This is a genomic window from Pseudanabaena sp. BC1403, assembly GCF_002914585.1.
GTDB lineage: Bacteria > Cyanobacteriota > Cyanobacteriia > Pseudanabaenales > Pseudanabaenaceae > Pseudanabaena.
Map to the genome: position 1 here is coordinate 92,893 of NZ_PDDM01000008.1, position 18,174 is coordinate 111,066.

The 18,174-nt window shown below is 43.1% G+C and carries 20 protein-coding genes; 16 read left to right on the forward strand and 4 right to left on the reverse strand.

All coding sequences use genetic code 11. The features are described from left to right. Window positions 1-72: 72 nt before the first annotated feature. The 15 genes from CQ839_RS09380 (at window position 73) to CQ839_RS09450 (ending at window position 12,146) form a co-directional block, all read left to right on the forward strand. Window positions 73-978, forward strand: coding sequence for a type IV pilin-like G/H family protein (locus tag CQ839_RS09380; RefSeq protein WP_258040677.1), 906 nt, complete (start codon window positions 73-75; stop codon window positions 976-978). A gap of 113 nt (window positions 979-1,091) precedes the next feature. Next, entirely contained in the window at window positions 1,092-1,982 is an 891-nt protein-coding gene (locus tag CQ839_RS09385; protein WP_103668019.1) for an NAD(P)-dependent oxidoreductase, read from the forward strand. Between the two features lie 146 nt (window positions 1,983-2,128). Beyond that, window positions 2,129-3,298, forward strand: a complete 1,170-nt coding sequence (locus CQ839_RS09390) for a pyridoxal phosphate-dependent aminotransferase (RefSeq protein ID WP_103668020.1) — start codon at window positions 2,129-2,131, stop codon at window positions 3,296-3,298. 56 nt (window positions 3,299-3,354) lie between these two features. Next, window positions 3,355-4,107 (forward strand): GDSL-type esterase/lipase family protein, encoded by a 753-nt coding sequence (locus CQ839_RS09395; protein WP_103668021.1) that lies wholly within the window; start codon window positions 3,355-3,357, stop codon window positions 4,105-4,107. A 79-nt stretch (window positions 4,108-4,186) separates the two neighbouring features. Next, window positions 4,187-4,735, forward strand: a complete 549-nt coding sequence (locus CQ839_RS09400) for a pyridoxamine 5'-phosphate oxidase family protein (protein ID WP_103668022.1) — start codon at window positions 4,187-4,189, stop codon at window positions 4,733-4,735. A 158-nt stretch (window positions 4,736-4,893) separates the two neighbouring features. After that, entirely contained in the window at window positions 4,894-8,304 is a 3,411-nt protein-coding gene (gene nrdJ / locus CQ839_RS09405) for a ribonucleoside-triphosphate reductase, adenosylcobalamin-dependent (protein ID WP_103668023.1), read from the forward strand. A gap of 62 nt (window positions 8,305-8,366) precedes the next feature. Beyond that, window positions 8,367-8,588: a hypothetical protein gene (locus CQ839_RS09410; protein ID WP_094534027.1), complete on the forward strand. Its 222-nt coding sequence runs from the start codon at window positions 8,367-8,369 to the stop codon at window positions 8,586-8,588. Continuing rightward, the gene (locus tag CQ839_RS09415) at window positions 8,585-8,863 is read left to right on the forward strand and encodes a type II toxin-antitoxin system mRNA interferase toxin, RelE/StbE family (protein WP_103668024.1); all 279 of its coding nucleotides are present in this window, start codon (window positions 8,585-8,587) and stop codon (window positions 8,861-8,863) included. The genes CQ839_RS09410 and CQ839_RS09415 overlap by 4 nt, the downstream gene beginning before the upstream one ends. Next, on the forward strand, window positions 8,847-9,095 hold the full coding sequence (locus CQ839_RS09420; protein ID WP_146048716.1) for a hypothetical protein: 249 nt from the start codon (window positions 8,847-8,849) through the stop codon (window positions 9,093-9,095). The genes CQ839_RS09415 and CQ839_RS09420 overlap by 17 nt, the downstream gene beginning before the upstream one ends. Beyond that, complete coding sequence (locus tag CQ839_RS09425; RefSeq protein WP_103668026.1) at window positions 9,085-9,270, forward strand: hypothetical protein; 186 nt, start codon at window positions 9,085-9,087, stop codon at window positions 9,268-9,270. Before CQ839_RS09420 ends, CQ839_RS09425 begins: the two co-directional genes overlap by 11 nt. Before the next feature lie 40 nt (window positions 9,271-9,310). Continuing rightward, a complete protein-coding gene (locus CQ839_RS09430) occupies window positions 9,311-10,177 on the forward strand; it encodes a hypothetical protein (RefSeq protein ID WP_103668027.1) in 867 nt (288 codons plus the stop codon). Window positions 10,178-10,425: 248 nt separating this feature from the next. After that, a complete protein-coding gene (locus CQ839_RS09435; RefSeq protein ID WP_219817757.1) occupies window positions 10,426-10,935 on the forward strand; it encodes a hypothetical protein in 510 nt (169 codons plus the stop codon). Window positions 10,936-11,125: 190 nt separating this feature from the next. Continuing rightward, on the forward strand, window positions 11,126-11,365 hold the full coding sequence (locus CQ839_RS09440) for a hypothetical protein (protein ID WP_103668028.1): 240 nt from the start codon (window positions 11,126-11,128) through the stop codon (window positions 11,363-11,365). Between the two features lie 267 nt (window positions 11,366-11,632). Next, complete coding sequence (locus CQ839_RS09445; RefSeq protein ID WP_103668029.1) at window positions 11,633-11,905, forward strand: BrnT family toxin; 273 nt, start codon at window positions 11,633-11,635, stop codon at window positions 11,903-11,905. Continuing rightward, complete coding sequence (locus CQ839_RS09450) at window positions 11,892-12,146, forward strand: hypothetical protein (RefSeq protein ID WP_103668030.1); 255 nt, start codon at window positions 11,892-11,894, stop codon at window positions 12,144-12,146. Before CQ839_RS09445 ends, CQ839_RS09450 begins: the two co-directional genes overlap by 14 nt. 105 nt (window positions 12,147-12,251) lie before the next feature. On the opposite strand, the gene CQ839_RS09455 is transcribed toward CQ839_RS09450, so the two are convergent. The 4 genes from CQ839_RS09455 to CQ839_RS09470 form a co-directional block, all read right to left on the reverse strand. Then, window positions 12,252-13,064: a cupin domain-containing protein gene (locus CQ839_RS09455; protein WP_103668031.1), complete on the reverse strand. Its 813-nt coding sequence runs from the start codon at window positions 13,062-13,064 to the stop codon at window positions 12,252-12,254. Between the two features lie 407 nt (window positions 13,065-13,471). After that, window positions 13,472-15,445: a bifunctional aldolase/short-chain dehydrogenase gene (locus CQ839_RS09460; protein WP_103668032.1), complete on the reverse strand. Its 1,974-nt coding sequence runs from the start codon at window positions 15,443-15,445 to the stop codon at window positions 13,472-13,474. Window positions 15,446-15,529: 84 nt separating this feature from the next. Further along, window positions 15,530-15,922: a RidA family protein gene (locus tag CQ839_RS09465; protein WP_103668033.1), complete on the reverse strand. Its 393-nt coding sequence runs from the start codon at window positions 15,920-15,922 to the stop codon at window positions 15,530-15,532. 59 nt (window positions 15,923-15,981) lie between these two features. Further along, window positions 15,982-17,274 carry a hypothetical protein gene (locus tag CQ839_RS09470; protein ID WP_103668034.1) on the reverse strand — a complete coding sequence of 431 codons (1,293 nt, stop codon included), beginning with the start codon at window positions 17,272-17,274 and terminating at the stop codon, window positions 15,982-15,984. 83 nt (window positions 17,275-17,357) lie between these two features. Here CQ839_RS09470 and CQ839_RS09475 point away from each other — a divergent pair, with 83 nt between their 5' ends. Continuing rightward, window positions 17,358-18,158, forward strand: coding sequence for a DUF1997 domain-containing protein (locus CQ839_RS09475; RefSeq protein WP_103668035.1), 801 nt, complete (start codon window positions 17,358-17,360; stop codon window positions 18,156-18,158). Window positions 18,159-18,174 lie beyond the last annotated feature (16 nt).

An 18,174-nucleotide genomic window follows, 5' to 3' on the forward strand; every position in this document is an offset into this window, starting at 1 on the left:
TGGTTTGCGTTTGAGTGCAAAGCGCTATGATATTGTCTTTTTGCCGCCAGATATTGATTAACGGTTAACAAGATGATGTTTAAAATAACTCAACTAAGTTCCATTACTAAAGTTTTTGCTTCTATTGCGATCGCAATGAATGTTGCATATTCTTCAACTTCTAACCATCTCAGTTCTGCTGCGATCGCCGCCGAAAACCCTCCCGTTTCTGCGGAAGCAAAACAGTTGACTGAAAAACTAACGGGACAATGGCAACTAGTACCCTCTACCATCAATAATCCTGAAACATTGACCTTCATCTTCACTGCTGATGGCAAGCTATATCTGTTAGGCACAAATGAAAAGACAGCATATGCATTGGAATATCAAGTTAATACGACTAATGGACAGACGTACTTATATATTTTGCAAGGTGGTTTTGCGTCCAGAACAACCGTTGATTTTAGTCAAAAAGGTCAGCTAATTTTGCAACAGTTAGTCGTCCCTGGGGCTTTCCAGCAGTCTGGAAATATTCTGGGAGGATTGCTTTTGACTAATGCGCTATTTCTCAATCGCATTTCCAACGACACTAATTTGCCAAAAGAAGTTGAGATTTCTAGCCTAAGTTCAGCAAGACAGTCCGAAGCGAAAACTTATGTTGGTTCTATGAATCGCGCACAGCAAGCTTTCTTTCTGGAAAAAACTTATTTCGCAGTTAACCTTGAAGTATTAGCCATTGGTATCCCGTCCGAAACTGCGAACTACAAGTATCAAGTGATGGGTTTAGACAGTACTAAGGCAGTTCAGAATATGGCGATCGCCAAGGGTGATGGCTTGAAGTCGTATACAGGATTGACGTATCTTGCCAAAACGCCTGACTCTCCCGAACCCTACACCACATCTCTACTCTGCGAGAGCATAGCACCTACTCGTCAGATGCCTCCCAAGTTTATCCTCCAAACTGTCCCAGAATGTCCATCAGGATATAAGCAGATTTAATCGCCGTAAGACAAAAGGTAGTGCGAGGCACTACCTTTTGTTTTGCGAGCCAGCATCAGGGCGATCGCTGTAGTAAATTTATTAGGCTGATAAAGTTTTGATAAATTGCAAATATGACTCAAAAGATTGCATTTCTTGGTTTAGGCGTAATGGGTGGGGCAATGGCTGCCAACTTAGTCAAACGTGGGTATTCAGTACTAGGTTGGAATCGCACTAAAGATCGCCCCACGATCGCTACATTTACAAGTGTAGGCGGCACATTAGCTGATTCCTTAGAAGATGCAGTCCGTGAAGCAGATGTGGTGTTCTCTTGCCTAGGCGATGTCCCTGATGTCACCGAAGTACTCATTGGTGACATCGGAGCGATGCACTTTGCCAGAGCCAATACCTTATTTATTGATACCAGCACGATTGGCAGTGATGCTGCGAAGAAGATTGGGAATGCCTTAATGCATGACGGTTTACGTTTCTTGGATGCGCCAGTTTCGGGTGGTGATGTGGGTGCACGCAATGGCACATTAACTTTTATGGTTGGCGGTAATCCCGAAGATTTACAGGAGTGTTTATACCTATTTGAGGCGATGGGCAGCAATATTAAACATTGCGGGGCGATCGGTAGCGGTCAAGCCGTCAAGCTCTGCAATCAAACTCTAGTGTCAGTCTATATGCTGGCTCTTTGTGAAACCATGCAATTTGCCGAAAAAATGGGCATTGATCCGCGATTAATCGTCGATGTTTGCGGCAGTGGGGCAGCAGGGTCTTGGGCTTTAACAAATCTTGGCATGAAAGTTGCGACTGGGGATTATCAGCCAGGGTTTGCAATTAAACACATGATCAAGGACTTAAGGCTTGTACAAGAAATTAGCGATCGCCAAAATTTAGATTTTCCTGTAGATCTACCTGCGATCGTCCTAGCTATGCAAAATTTCCAAAAAGTGAGTCAACTCGATGACGGACAAGGCGCAGAGCAAGGCACACAAGCGATGATTCGGGCCTACCTGTAGGGGCAATTCATGAATTGCCCCTACAGGTAGGGTTTTAAAATTTGTGCTAAATCGTAAATTGTTAAAAATCTATCAAACTCTAGCAAGTATGCTTTGATACAATGCGATGCTAATCCCATAAAGATGCCTCCGCTCCTCCAGAAAAAATGCAACTGGCAAAAAGACTTCGTAATATTCAGCCTTCCTTAACTCTAGCGATCGACGCAAAAGCTAAGGCGATGAAGGCTAGTGGAATTGATATTTGTAGCTTTAGTGCTGGCGAACCAGACTTTGATACACCCGACCATATCAAGGCTGCTGCCAAACTCGCACTCGATCAAGGCAAGACTCGCTATACAGCCGCCGCAGGTATCCCTGAGCTAAAACAAGCGATCGCTGCTAAGCTTCTGCGCGACAATAACGTAACCTACAAGCCCGAACAAATCATCGTCACCAATGGTGGTAAGCACTCGCTGTATAACCTGATGATGGCAATCCTTGACGAAGGAGATGAAGTAATTATTCCTGTGCCGTTTTGGGTGAGCTATCCCGAAATGGCAAAGCTTGCTGAAGCGACACCAGTATTTGTGATTACAACTGAAGAAACTGGCTACAAAATCACTCCTGAGCAATTAGAAGCAGCCATCACACCCAAAACCAAGCTATTTGTTCTCAATTCGCCTTCTAATCCCACAGGCATGGTGTACTCACCTGCGGAAATCAAAGCTCTAGCTGAAGTCCTAGACCGACATCCCCATGTTTATATCGTCTCCGATGAGATTTACGAAAAGATTCTCTATGATGGGGCAACCCATCTCAGTATCGCGGCAGTGAGTCAGTCGATGTACGATCGCACTTTGATCAGTAGCGGTTTTGCCAAGGCGTACTCGATGACAGGTTGGCGAGTTGGCTATTTGGCTGGCGCTCCCGAAATCATCAAGGCGACTACGATGATCCAAGGACATAGCACCTCGAATATTTGCACCTTTGCTCAGTATGGCGCAGTTACAGCACTCAATGACTCTCAAGACTGTGTCGAAGTGATGCGCAAAGCTTTTGCCGAACGTCGCGATGTTATGTATGACCTATTAACTGCGATTCGAGGGCTTACCTGTCCCAAACCTGATGGAGCATTCTATCTCTTCCCTAGCATCAAAGCCTACGGTATCCCTTCTCTAGAATTTTGTGACAAATTACTAGAGGATCAGAAAGTTGCTGTAATTCCAGGGATTGCTTTTGGTCTAGATGATTGTATTCGTCTCTCCTATGCCACTGATTTAGGAACGATTCGCGAAGGATGCGATCGCATTCGCCAATTTGTCGAGAAACATTTCTAATCTCTAGATAAACAGAAAAAGCGGCGCAATGCGCCGCTTTTTCTATTGATAGCCTTATGAACAAAATCTACTTCGCGATCGCAGCCCTTGTTATTTTAATCGGTGGATATTTAGGTCTAAATTTTTGGTTTCTAGACAATCGCTCCCCCAGAAATAGCATGACTGAATCTCTAGGCTTAGATCCCTACGAATTGAGAACATATCCTGTCAATCCTGATCTGTCAAAACGCGATCTAAACAAACCTTTAGTCGTGTTTTTTGGGGACTCCCGTACGGTGGAATGGCCAGCGATCGCCAATATCCCCTTTGAATTTATCAATCGCGGCATCAATGGACAAACTACCGATCAAGTCTTAGGAAGACTATCTGCTCATGTTGCGTCGTTATCGCCCCAAATCGTGGTTGTCCAAGTCGGTGTGAACGACCTGAGAGATTTTGCCACATTTCCCAATGAATCGCGAAATATCGTAAATAACTGCAAACAAAATATTCAAAAAATTGTTAATAGATTAACTCAAGAACTACAAGCAACCGTCATTCTCACTACGATTTTCCCTACTAGTGAGTTATCTCAATCAGTACGAGCTTATTGGCCAGAAGAAGCCGATCGCGCGATTATTGAGATTAATCAATTTATCAAATCACTCAATGGCGATCGCGTTATTATTCTAGATGCAGCGACACTCTTAGCGGATGAGCGCGGCAAGGTTCGCCAAATCTATAGCCGAGACATTCTGCATCTCAATAGCCAAGGCTATACAATGCTTAACCATGAGTTATTAAAAATACTCACGAATAAAAACCCATAAGGTTTCGCCCCTGCGGGGCGAAACCTTATGGGTTTATCTAGTTAGAAATATACTTCACGAGGATTGGACAGATAAACGGATGGCTAAATTTTACGATCGCCTGACGACCGAACTACAGACCTTCATCGAAGCACAGCATATTTTCTTTGTGGCGAGTGCTCCCAATGATGGGCGCGTGAATCTGTCGCCAAAAGGAATGGATGCTTTGCGCGTAATTAACGAGTCTGAAATTGCCTATCTCGATCTCACAGGAAGTGGCAACGAAACTGCTGCGCATTTGCTAGAGAATGGCAGAGTTACTATCATGCTCTGTAGCTTCACAGAGAAGCCCTTAATCCTGCGTCTCTATGGTCAAGGCGAACCAATCCGCCCCAGAGATGCGGCATGGCAAGAATATTTATCGCTATTTCCTGCGATCGCTGGTACTCGCCAAATTGTGCGCGTCAAAGTGGAATCTGTACAAACATCCTGTGGTTTTGCGGTTCCCTTTTATGAATTTTCAGGCGATCGTCAAGTGTTAAAAGAATGGGCTGAGAAAAAAGGTGAAGAGGGTGTCTACGAATATTGGCAAAAAAACAATCAGCAAAGTATCGATGGCTTACCAACTGGACTATTAGAACCCAAATAATGAAGACAGAGCTAAGCGCTGTCTTCATTATTCTGCAAATATATATATGCACATATAAAAGCCTACTAATAGTGTGATCAATAATTTTTATTTAGCTTTTGACGCTAAATGTGAGTTAAGGTATTATCTGACTCATCGTTAAAACAACAGCATTTTTTATGGTGCAAGAACTCACCCTCCTCTCCAAAGAGGTCAGATTCCCCGACAGCGCTCCTGCCGCTTATCCTGTATTTTTCAGGACATATAGCCGTAAATATAATAACAAACGCGAAAGCTGGGCTGAAGTATGCGATCGCACACTTTCAGGTTTAAAGACGCTCGGTAAGCTGACCCAAGAGCAAGCTGACCTGATCGACAAAATGCAGAAACAGCTCAAGTCACTCACTTCTGGACGTTGGCTGTGGGTTGGCGGTACGGAATGGGTCGATCGTCCCGAAAATTTCTCAGGCTCTTATAACTGCACTAGCACCAATGTGATCGACTGGCGCTCCTTTGGCTTGATGATGGATCTCGCCATGCAAGGTTCTGGTACTGGCGGCGTATTAGAGCCTCAGTACATTAGCCAATTGCCCGTAATTCGTAACCAATTGCAAGTGAATGTAGTCGGTGAGATCGGCGCAACACCTGTTAGCGATCGCCGCCACAATACCGAGGTCGAATTTGACTATGCCAACAATGCCGTTAAGTTCTTCGTTGGTGATAGTCGTCAAGGTTGGGTCAAGTCCTACCAATCGCTATTAGAGCTATGCAGCGATGAAAAGTTTGACGCAGCTAAGCCTGTCCAAGTCACTGTTGATATCAGCGATGTGCGCCCCAGTGGTGAAGCCCTCAAAGGTTTCGGCGGTATGGCAAATCCTGTTAAGTTGCCTACGCTTTACGATCGCTGCGCCAATATTTTAAATAAAGCGATCGGTCGTCAACTCACCTCAGTCGAGTGCTGCATCCTCATCGATGAAGCCGCAGTTTGTATCGTGGCAGGGAACATCCGAAGATCGGCCGGCATGAGGCAATTCTCTTCAGAAGATGCGCTCGGCTCTGTCGCAAAGGATAATCTCTGGCAGCAGGATGAAGCGGGTAACTGGCGTATCGATCCTGAGCGTGATGCTTTGAGAATGGCAAACCATACTCGCGTATTCCATCGCAAGCCGACTGAACAAGAATGTGTTGATGCTGTTCGTAAGCAATACTATTCGGGTGAAGGGGCAATTCAATGGGCGGGTGAGGCGATCGCACGTTCTAATGCGGACTTGATCACAACTCCCGAACTCAAGCGTGATTTCCTTGCTGCCTATGTGAAAGGAGAAGGGAAAGAATGGTTGCGATCGCAACAGACTGAAGTTTCTGAGCATGAGCTAGAGCATAGATTACAGCGTTATGCTCTGAATCCCTGTCTAACGGCTGATACATGGGTTCATACTGAGCATGGTGCAAGACAGATTAGTGATTTGATTGGTAAGCAAGTCGGTGTCTATGTGAATGGAGAACTCTTTAGCACGACAGCTGATGGTTTCTTTTTGACAGGTAACAAGTCTGTTGTGAGTCTCCAAACCAAGGAAGGTTTTGGACTACGATTGACAGAAAACCACCAATTGCTCAAGGTAACTGCTCAAACTCAGCACGCCCAATATACTGAGTGGGTAGAAACTAAGGATCTCAAAATTGGCGATCGCATTTTGCTCCATGACCACCGCGAAATCCAGTCTTGGGATGGTGAAGGAAGTTTTGAAGAAGGTTGGCTAGTTGGTAATTTACTTGGAGATGGTAGCCTTTATCAAACTCAGTGGAATGATGCAGCTTGTCTGCGCTACTGGGGTGAGACTAAGGAGGAAATGGCGAGTTATGCAATCAAGACCTTAGAATATGCCACCAATTATGAGTCGCAAAACTCTACAGGGCATTATCACAAGCAGCTACAGCATCAAGTAATTAACTCGTCTGGTCTAGCCACCCTTGCCGCAAGATTTGGGCTTTCTCCTCAAAACAAAGTGCTGTCATCTGCGATCGAGAAAGCTAGTTATGCTTTCTATTGTGGATTTTTGCGCGGGTTCTTTGATGCTGATGGAAGTGTTCAAGGGAAGCAAGAAAAGGGTGTTAGTGTCAGACTTGCTCAAAGCAATCTGGAAACCCTGCAAGCTGTGCAGAGAATGTTAGCTCGTGTTGGAATTATTTCTTCTGTATACCAACAACGCCGCCCTGCGGGTGTACGCATGTTGCCAAATAGCGATCGCGAACTTGCTCCTTACATGTGTAAAGAACAACATGAGCTAGCGATTGCTAATGATAACTTGCAGCACTTTGCGACTACTATTGGCTTCCAAGATCCGCTGAAGGCAGCCCGTTTACAAGAATCATTGGGCAACTACTCGCGCAAAATGAATCGTGAGAGGTTCACGGCAACGATTACAGGTATTACTGCTGATGGAGTTGAACCTGTATATGATTGCACAGTTCCTCAAGTTTCACGCTTTGATGCTAATGGTATTGTTGCTCACAACTGCGGCGAGATTCTTGGAGCAGATTTCCATTGCAATCTCTCTGAAGTACATCTTAATCTGATTAATCCTAAGGATGAAAAAGAACAGGAAGCAGCATTTAAAGCAGGGGCTTTATCAGTTGCATCACTTCTTAATCATCAATTCATCGAGAAGCGTTATCAATTTAGTCGTGATGTCGATCCGATTGTCGGTGTATCCTTCACAGGACTATTTGACTTCTTCGTTCATGCCTTTGGTGTGGAATGGTTGCGTTGGTGGGAAGCAGGTCGTCCTGACACCGTGCAAGGGCTAGACTTCAAAGAGAAGGAAGCTAATTATCTAAATCGCTGGCGCGAAATCGTACATCAGACGGTTTGGGAATATTGTGACTCGCATGGTTTACGCCGCCCGAATCGTTGCACGACAACTCAGCCTGCGGGCACGAAATCCTTACTGACTGGTGCTTCTCCAGGGTGGCATCCACCGAAGGCACAGCGCTTTATCCGTCGGATTACTTTCCGTAAGGAAGATCCTGTGGCGCGGGCTTGTATGGACTATGGCTATAGTATCATTCCTTCGCAATCGGATAAGGATGAGAATGGACAATTGTTGAATGATCCTTTCGATCCGAGATGCACGGAATGGCTGGTGGAGATTCCTGTGAGCGTGTCTTGGGCTGACCTTGACGGTGCTGACAAGGTGGACATCAGTAAGTTCGATGTGATGGCACAGTTTGACTTCTATATGCAGGTGCAGAAGCATTACACTCGTCATAATACTTCCGCAACGTTGGAGTTACGGGAGCATGAAATCGAGCCTTTAGGGAAGAAGATTTACGAAGCAATTCGTGATGATGAGGGTTATATCTCGGCAGCGCTATTGGCGCGTTTTGATGACCTCCAAACTTTCCCTCGTTTGCCCTTTGAGCCAATCGACAAGGAGACTTATGACAAGCTCAGTGCTGAGGTGCTAGTACGTCGCAAGTCCGATGACTTTTACGCAAGTTTGTTGCGTTATGATTCGGGTGAGTTGATGGATGCTGGCCCTGCGGGTTGCGATTCTGATAAGTGTATGTTCCCTGAACAGAAGCCATAGATTGCAAAAATAGCATATAGGTGTTGCTACAATAGCGATCAAAACTTGTAGTAAACACTTATATGCTCTCTCAACAAATATCAGGATTTCAAGAAGCATTAAATGCGATCGAGTCTTTGTCTTTAGATGATCAGTTAGCGTTGCTAGATGTATTGCATAATCGATTGAAACTGCGTCAACGTCATCAAATTGTGCAAGAAGTACAAGAAGTGAGGCAAGAATTTATGGAAGGTAAGTTTAAGAGTGGTTCTGTTGATGACTTTTTAGCGGAGCTAGATCGTTGAGAAATATTAATTGGACAGCTAAATCTTTGAGGGCTTTTAAAAAGCTAATTCGCAAGAATCCACAACTAAGACCACAACTTGAGCAGACTTTGCGTCAATTGGCAGGAGATCCTTTTCATCCTAGTCTCAGAACTCACAAGCTGATTGGAGATTTATCGGATGTTTGGTCTTGTTCTGTGGATTATAAATATCGAATACTATTTGAATTTGTTCAAGATACTGCCCCTGAAAATATCCTTTTACTAAACGTAGGATCGCATGATGAGGTTTACTAGAGACCTAGTTAAGCAAGCAATTCGGTTACAACAAATTGTAGAAGAAGATGGTGAAATCTATCTATCTGGGTTGCCTGTAGTAAAAGGGCAAGAGGTTGAAGTAATAATTTTATTTTCTCCTTTGACTGAGTCTAAAAAAACTTTTACTGCGCGTCAATTACTGGATTCTGGGTTGATTGGTATGTGGGAGAATCGGATGGAGCTAGGTGAGGATAAAAAACATGTTAATTAAGGAAAGATCAAGTGAACTGAAGATTATTGTTAAATCTATAGATGCTCTCAATATAACTGAGCAGTTATGGCTTTTGGAGCATATAGCGCATCAAATTCGGATTAAGAATGAATTAGCGTCAATGGCACAAGATCCGCAAATTCAAGCTGAGCTTTCTCAAATTAATATGAGTTGATGAAATTAATTATCTTAATCGTAACTAAACCTGAAAAACTATGCCTAGTCCTTCTACGACAAATCTTCCGCGCCCTAAATCTTGGGATGAATTTGAGGATATATGTACTGATGTTTTGAAGAAAGTGTGGGGAGTCCCCTATTTATCCCGTCATGGTCGTTCAGGGCAAAGACAAGATGGAGTAGATATTTATGGATGCCCTAAACATCTAGGAGGATATGATTATGCTGGTGCACAATGCAAGGAGACAGATAGCCTATGCATTACAACTATTGAGAAGGAGATAATAAAAGCCGAAAACTTTGATCCTCTTCTCAAAGAGTATTTGATAATGACTACAGCACTAAGAGATGCAAAGTTACAAGCAGAAATCCGTAAACTGAATAGAAAATTCAGAGTTCACATATTATTTTGGGAAGATATAAGTCAAGAGTTATCAGGACATACTGATTTACTGCAAAAACACTTTTCTGGATGGGTGAAATTAACGACTACTAAAGATCAAGTTCTTGATCAGATAATGCGTTCTCAGCCAGAAGATTTCGACTACAATGACGAAACAGGAGCATTTTTTCATTCTAGGGATATTAAACTTCAAATAGTTCTAGACTACGATATTGAAGAAAGATTTATCGAGCCTTGGATGAATTGCTTTGCTAAAGAGGATGGAATGAGATTACCAGTTTATATTTACTATGAAGGAACAAGAGTTTTCGATGTCTTATGTATTTGTGTAGATAATAGACATAGAATCCCAATTCCAAAAAGTATTAACAATTTAACTATTAGCGATTTTGCTTATCATCTAGGTCTTATTATTAATCATCCACTTAAAAAAACTAACCCATCATGGGATACTTTTGATAATGCATTGATGAGAGCAGGAATTTCTATTCGAGATGAATGATTCTCAGATGTTTTCTCTAAGAAATTATTGATTAGGATATTGATGATTTCTTAGGCAATCGCATTGCAAATCGTAGGCTAGACTTATATATAATTTTGTCTAACTACTTAACTACTATATTTTCTAAGATGATTGCTCAAGAGTTTTTGACCTTCAACTAAAATTGAAAAGATACATAATAAAAGTCAAGCCAAGTTAACTAAATAGAGTCGAAAAATTTATTTTTATCTAAAAATCGCTATAACTTTATGATGTTAATTAACGAAGAAGAACTCGTATCATCAAAACGTGGTAAATGGTCTACTGCTGGTATTCCACATAAAGGTTGGGTATGTATAGATATTGAAGACTTAGGTGAACCTGTAATAGAATGTGAAATGTGTGAATCTCAAAAGATTCGATTTGTTCATTATATGAAACATCCTGAATATCAAAATGGAGATGGACTTCTTCAAGTTGGATGTATTTGTGCGGGACATATGGAAGGAGATCTAAGTGCATCCCACGCACGTGAAGCATCCATGAAAAGCCGCGCAAGCAAACGTAAGCGTTGGACATCTAGGGCTTGGAAAATATCTAGCAATGGGAATCCTTTTATTAATGCCGATGGTTATAGAACTACCATTTATCGACGTGCTGATGGTTGGGCATGGACAGTTGCTGATCATTTGACTGTTTCCCATGCTCGGCGTAATTTCAAGACAAGGGATGAGGCAAAGCTTGCAGCCTTCGACCACATGACTAAACTTTTGTCATAAGTTGTAAATACAAGCCCTAGTAAAAGATTCCTACTATGCAGACAAACCAAGTAACTGTAAATTTATCTCTACCTTTTGAATCGCTCATTGAAATGATACGATCTTTGCATACTCCAGCAAGTTGAGTTAAATCTTCCTGACATGAAATATTCTTATCAAATACACTTTAGAATTAATAGAGAATACAAAAATGCCAAGCCTAACACTAAGTAACGAGCAAGTTGTAGAACTTGTTAAACAACTACCACAAGAACAAAAAACAGAGATTTTTAGATTCCTATTACTTTCTCAATGGCAGCGCTGGCAAGACTTATCTAGCTATGGCGCGGATAAAGTTAAACTTGCTGCTAAAGAGCGTGGCTATGACTGGGAAAAGATGTCAGAAGAAGAAAGAGAACAATTGATTGATTCAGTTGTCCACGAAAAATAGTGAAATACATAATGGTTATCGAATGCGCTGTAGTCTGTAACACAAGCCATATAGTCATAGGAGACAAACATCTTTTATCACTTGTTAAATATCAGGACATTGCGATCGCTAAAGCTACTGATTTTGTTAATTTATTCTCTTAGATAGCGATCGACTATGGTGCAGCCAAAGCCAAACTTTAAACGGGGTGATATTTTGATTTATTAGGCGATCGCATGGCAAAGCAGAGACTATGCGATCGCTTTCAATACTTGTTAAAATAAACTGATGAAATATGAGTGGGACGAAAACAAAGCAGTCAAAAACTTGGCAAAGCATGGAGTTTCTTTCTCCGAAGCCAAAACCATCTTTGACGATCCGCTATATGTTGATTTCTATGATCTAGACCACTCAGAAGACGAAGAACGTTACCTAATTGTCGGCGAATCAAATCGAGGACGATTGTTAATCGTTTCCTATACAGAGAGAAGAGAATCAATTCGGATCATCAGTGCCAGAGAAGTTACAAAATCGGAGCGTGAAGCATATGAAGAAGGCTGAATTAGAACTAGAAGATGACCTTAGACCCGAATATGACCTTAAAAGTCTGCATGTCAGAAAACTAGGCTCAGGACGTAAGAGCTTTGGTGGCTCAATAGTGCGCTTAGAACCTGATGTCGCCGCAATATTTCCTAGCGCCGATGCAGTAAATGAAGCTCTAAGATTCTTGATTAGAGTTACACAACAAAACCAACCCACTAAGGTTCCAACATTATCTAACACTCAGGAAAATAATCTGTAGTGTGGTAGCGATATTTTGATTTATTGGGCGATCGCATGGCAAATCAGAGAATAAGCGATCGCCCAAACATCTCTCCACCAAATGTTAATAAAGCTGCTTTGATGTTTAGAAGGAAAGCCCAAGAGCCAAGCAAGAATTATCTGAGGTAGCACTAAGACTGTAGGATTGTGTTTCAATTGTTTTCGCAACTACCAGCATATCCTTGCCAAAAATCTTACCGTTAATATTGCAACTTCCTTTGAGGACAAGCAGGTAATTTCCTAAGTACTTATATCTTATCAAGGAAGTACTTTTAATAATCTTAGAACTCATTCCACCCTTAGGATCTACAGGAACATCATATACTTTAACACCTGCTTGGGAATAGTTAAATGTATGATTTCGCTCTAAATCTGGGTCAGCCGTATTGATTTGAACGGGAGTGTATGGCTTGATCTTGTCAGTATTAGAAAAGTCAGGTGGTGAAGCATAGGCAAGGATAAAGAACCCTGTACTATTTGTGATTTTATGACCACTTTCAGGTGGATTAAAATAAAGAGAACCTGTAGGATAAACACCTTTAGCATCGGTTTGTGTACCATCAATTGTATAGACAGATTCAGTCATCGAATGATAATGGAGTCCGACACTCCCATTTGGAATTGTGTACCATAGGATGCTGATATGCTTAGAGTCTGCTGTACCAGATAGAATAAGCTTCTCTAGATTGGGTCTGAAGGTAAAAAAATCGTATTTTTTAGGATTAGCGATGAGTTCCTTGAGATCGATAATGTTTGATTTGCTCAAAGCGGAATCTTTGTCACGGAGAGCGATCGCAGAACTGCGTAAATTGTTTGCGAGGACGGTGTTTGCATGAAGACTAAAGCCAACTGAAAAAAATAGCCCCATCGCCAAAAGGGGAATTCTAAATAGTTTCATCACTGCTCACTCTTTCACATATTGAGATAGATATAGTTAGCTCAGAAAGTATCATGGAACCTACTGATTTATCTGACCGAATTGCTACAGAATAATTTATATTTTTTATGTTCAAAAAGTAAAAACAGAGCTACTGAGTCATGCTGTTTCAAGTTGGCATGGGCATAAAAAAAGGTAGCGCTAAATAGGTAAGGATGGGCAGCACGAAGCGCCGCCCATCCTTACCTATTTAATACCAATTCACAGAAGTATTGTCACACTTTTGTGAATTAAAAAGCAAACCTCGTAAGGGTTTTAAAAGCGCAAAGTGGCGTAGCCACTTTGCGCTTTTAAAACCATTTCCTTTTTAGGGCTACCAAAGAAAAGACATTCATAGAAGAAAGACCCGCAATGCGAGCCTTTCTTGATTAAATCACGCGATCGTTACCGCCATCAATGGGAACTTGAGCCGCAGTCGTACAGGCAAACAGCGCACCACACATCTCCGCCGCAAGTTCGGCGACATGGCGACTAGTGACTTCTACTTTGAGTAGATTATTGGTTTTATATTCCTCAACCGTTAATCCATAATGCTGAGCGCGAGATGTCAATACATCCTCTGTCCAGATGCCAGTATCAAAGACTGCATTGGGATGTAAGGTATTGATACGAATGCGATCGCTACTCCATTCCAGAGCCGCCACCCGCATCAGTTGCGTTAACGCCGCCTTCGAGGCAGAATATGCGGCGGCAGCAGGGCCAGGGGCAGGAACATTCTTAGACCCGATCGCAACGACGCGACCGCCATTGGGTGCAAGTTTCAGCAATGGATAACATTCACGCATCAAAATTAAATTTGCATCGAGATTGATATGCATTACCTTTTGCCATGTGGCAGTATCAAGATTTTCAATGCGACAGCCAGATGGAAAGATTCCTGCATTGAGAATGAGGATGTCTAGACCACCAAAGGATTTGACGGCTTGATCCAGCGCATTAGCGATCGCAGATTCATCACTGACATCGCAAGTAATACCGACAAAATCTGGGCGATCATAAAGCTTCTCAATCTCAGGATTGATATCTAAGCCCACGACGGCTGCGCCGCGTTTTAGTAACGAATCTACGCAAGCTTTGCCAATACCTGAAGCCGCACCCGTAACTAGTGCAATTTCACCAGTAAACACAGGAGCAGAACCACCTTTTTTGAGTTTGGCTTGTTCTAATTCCCAATATTCTACTGCAAAGATATCACTGGCAGGTAATGCTTGATAGCCACCTAAAAGTTGCGATCGCTGGATGATTTCCATCGTGTGTTCGTAGATATCCGCGACGATTGCCGCATCTTTGGCGGATTTGCCAACTGTGACTAGCCCTAATTGGCGATCGATAATTACACGGGGGGCAGTATCAAGGATTGTTACAGATTGGGTTGACTTAGCAGATTCTTCCGCAAAATAGGTGCGATAGGATTCAGCATAAGCTTTTACATCTCTCCCAACTAGGGGCAAGCGCTTAGTACGAATGACGTGATCGGGAGTCGCACAGCCCTGTTGCGAAATGATGTTTACATCTTTCCTTTGCGCAAAGGCTAAACTTTTTTCGTCCGCATGAGAACTTAAAACCACGGGAAACTCTGCAACTTGAGAAACTTCAGAGCGGAGTTTGGCGATCTCTAATCTTGCAGCACTTTCCCTAATTAGAGATGCAGGTGGTGAGATCTCCCAAGCATGATGTTCTTGAAGATAAACTTCAGCACGATCAACCAAAGCAATCATTCGCTCATAGGATTCATGAGCCGTTTCACCAAAGGAGAAAATACCATGATTCATTAACACCATGCCGATGGTGCGATCGCTCTTCTCAGCGGCAAACTTCTCAGCGCAGACTCTTGCTAGGTCAAATCCTGGCATCACGTAGGGAATAATCACCACATCATCGCCGTATATTTCTTGAATTCGCTCCCATCCATTCGCCGTATTCGTTACCGAAATTACCGCATCCGCATGGGTGTGATCAACAAATTTATAGGGCAAACTGGCATGGAGAATTGTTTCCACCGATGGCGCAGGTGCACTTGCCTTGGTCATCTGAGTTTTCAGTTCATTCACCATTTGTGAATCGGAGAGAACTTGCAACTTGGCTAATTTCAATAAATGCGCCATGCGGACAGGGGCAAAACCTGCCTCTGCGATCGTTTCTAAATCCCAGCCACTTCCTTTTACATAGAGAATCTCTTCTTCTTCACCAACAAGATTCTGCTCACGGATTTTGACGGAAGTATTCCCACCACCATGCAGCACCAACGATGGATCTCGTCCCAGTAGCTGTGAGGTATATACTCTTAATCCCAAATCACCTTTATATTCCGCAGCCTCGCGATCGCTCCACAAACTTTTCATTATGACCTCTTTATATAACTCTCTAAAATTCAAAAAAGCCTTGCTAGGCAAGGCTTTTGCTGAAGGGAAATAGTGTTGTTTTCTCTAGATTGCGACGATACACTCGATTTCTACGCGCACATCAAGGGGCAATTTGGCGACTTGAATTGAAGAACGCGCAGGATAGGGAGCAGTAAAATATTTGCCATAGATGGCGTTCATGGCGGCGAAGTCTGCCATGTCTACTAGGAAGACGGTGGTTTTAACGACATTGGCAAAATCTGCACCTGCTTCAGCGAGAACAGCTTGAATGTTTTTGAGAACCTGCTCAGTTTGATCTTCAATTGTGGTAGCAACGACTTTGCCAACAGCAGGGTCGATCGCAATTTGTCCCGCCATGAACACTAACTTGCTGGTGGCAGGAACTGCGATCGCTTGATTATAGGGGCCAACAGGAGCAGGAGCTTTGTCGGTTAGGATTACTTCTTTTTGACTCATTGTTTATCTTTAAAAAAATCGCGAATTAATATTTTTGGGCAGCTAAAGCTGCCCAAAAACTATGGTTTTTGCTCTTTGAGCATTTTGGCATATTCTTGATCCGCCAAATCTTGCTCAGTGGTGTAGGCAAGATTATTTTGATCGATCGCCTCTTGCTGCATCGCAAAAGTCTTCGCAAAATCTAGCTTTTCACGTAGAGCAGACGATGGCTTTTGCAATTGCTCGACTCGGGCAGCCCGTTTTTGATTGCGATCGCCGATACCCTTATTCAGATATTGCAAGACAAAATATCGCACCACAGGCGTGGATAGGAATAGCACGGCATAGCCTAGCAGGAAGCCATAAGCTGCTTTGATAAAACCTAAAAATCCAACAAGGGACTTAGCGAGACGCGGATCGCCCAGCAAACTACCTAGATACAACGAGGCAACTAGATAAAAAATGCCTAAGCCGATCGCTAAAGCAATTTTGCCTTGAGAGGCTTGGCTAAATTTCCAGAGTTTTTCTTGCAAATAGGAACTGGTAGTTTTGGCTTTGCGCTCGGAGGCAACTTTTTGTAATTCAGGAAACTTATAGGCAAGGGTTCCCGCATCACTGACTTCGGGGAAACCATTAAATTTTGACAGCACAGGGATCACAAAATATTCGTCACCCTCTAGACGGCTAGTTTCATCGAGGTAGGGTGCTATTTGCTCAGCAATGACCACACCATTGTTACTGCGGATCATTGAAGCAATATCGCGCCAACGACGTTCATCAAGATCGGCGTTAGGGTTGCCATCGCCAAACAAAAATGAAAATACGCTTTCCAAAAAGCCCATTTCATCAGGATCGCGTTTACGAACTTGCTCTGGTTCGTAGTAGTAAGGATCAAACATGATGAATGGGTTGCCGAAGGGGCTGCCCCAACCACCGAGCCAGATAAATCCACCGCCACCGCCACGATTATCGCTACGGCGATCATCGCGATCGTTGTCGCTACGTCCCTGACTTTGGATTGCGATCGTCGCGGCAATAATGCCCAGTACTACGATCAAAATCGAAACAATCAGCAAAATACCAAAGGAAATACGGATCGCGTAAAATACCCATTTCCATGCGCCCTTGAGCCATTCCTTGACCTGTAGCCAAAATGAACGACTGACAAGGACTTGACGAAAATTGGGCGCAAATTTATAAGCAATTTCGCCCGACTCGGCAACTTGGATATTGCCCCCAGTCTCCGAGGCAAGCGCCAGTACTTCACGCTGTGCTACATTCAAACTAAGTCCAGATTGTGCCGCCACATCACCTATCGTGACCCGATAGTTGAGCTTTTCGACGGCCTCCATCACTGCTGTACGCGGAGCCATATGCTTTCCCTAATCGAACTTCTAAGACTATTATGATGGAAATAGTTAACAACTAGCGCATAAGCAGTTTTAGGATATCCGTCATGCAGCAAGAACCAATGCGATCGCCTGCAAATCAAGATTTCACTTCAGAGCCAACAGGGGATAGTGACTCTGAATTTGTGTTGACACCTGCACAGGAAGCCGCCATGCTGGCTGAATACGGCAATACTGATGACTCACAGTACGATCTCCAAGATCCTGACGCTGAGACTGTGCAGGAAAAAAGCTTGACGCAAGAGGCTGACAAAAACTCTGACCTCAAACATTTTCACAATCATTACATTGGCAATATGGAATTGCTTGCTGATAAGCAAACCGTGATGAAATATTTTGATGCTCATCAGGGCTGGTTTCGGCGCTGCGCTCATCCTTTTAAAGCTGATCCGATTGGGGAAACTGGCTATGCGATGGGTATCGGCAAAGTGGGAGCATTAGGTTTTCAAGTTGATGCCAGAGTGGGGCTAAATTTGTTGCCACCAGATGAAAATTGTGTTTATCGCATCGTTACTATTCCTATTCCTGAGCAAAAGCCCCAAGGCTATGAAGTAGATTTCCAAGCCGAAATGCGCTTACAGGAGAAAAAATTGGATTTAAAAGCGGGAGAGAAGCTCAGTTACGATCCGTTAATCACTTGTGTCGAGTGGGATTTAAATCTCACGGTTTCCTTACATTTTCCCGCCTTCATTCAGAAACTAGCTAAAGATATGATTCAAAAAACAGGTGATAGTGTATTGGGATTCATTGTGGAGCGAGTTTCTAAGAGCTTGACAGCGAAAGTGCAAGACGATTTCCATAAGACCCACGAAATTAAAGTTCCGAAACAAATTAAGCTCAGAAGATAGCCTTTGTACAAGGAAA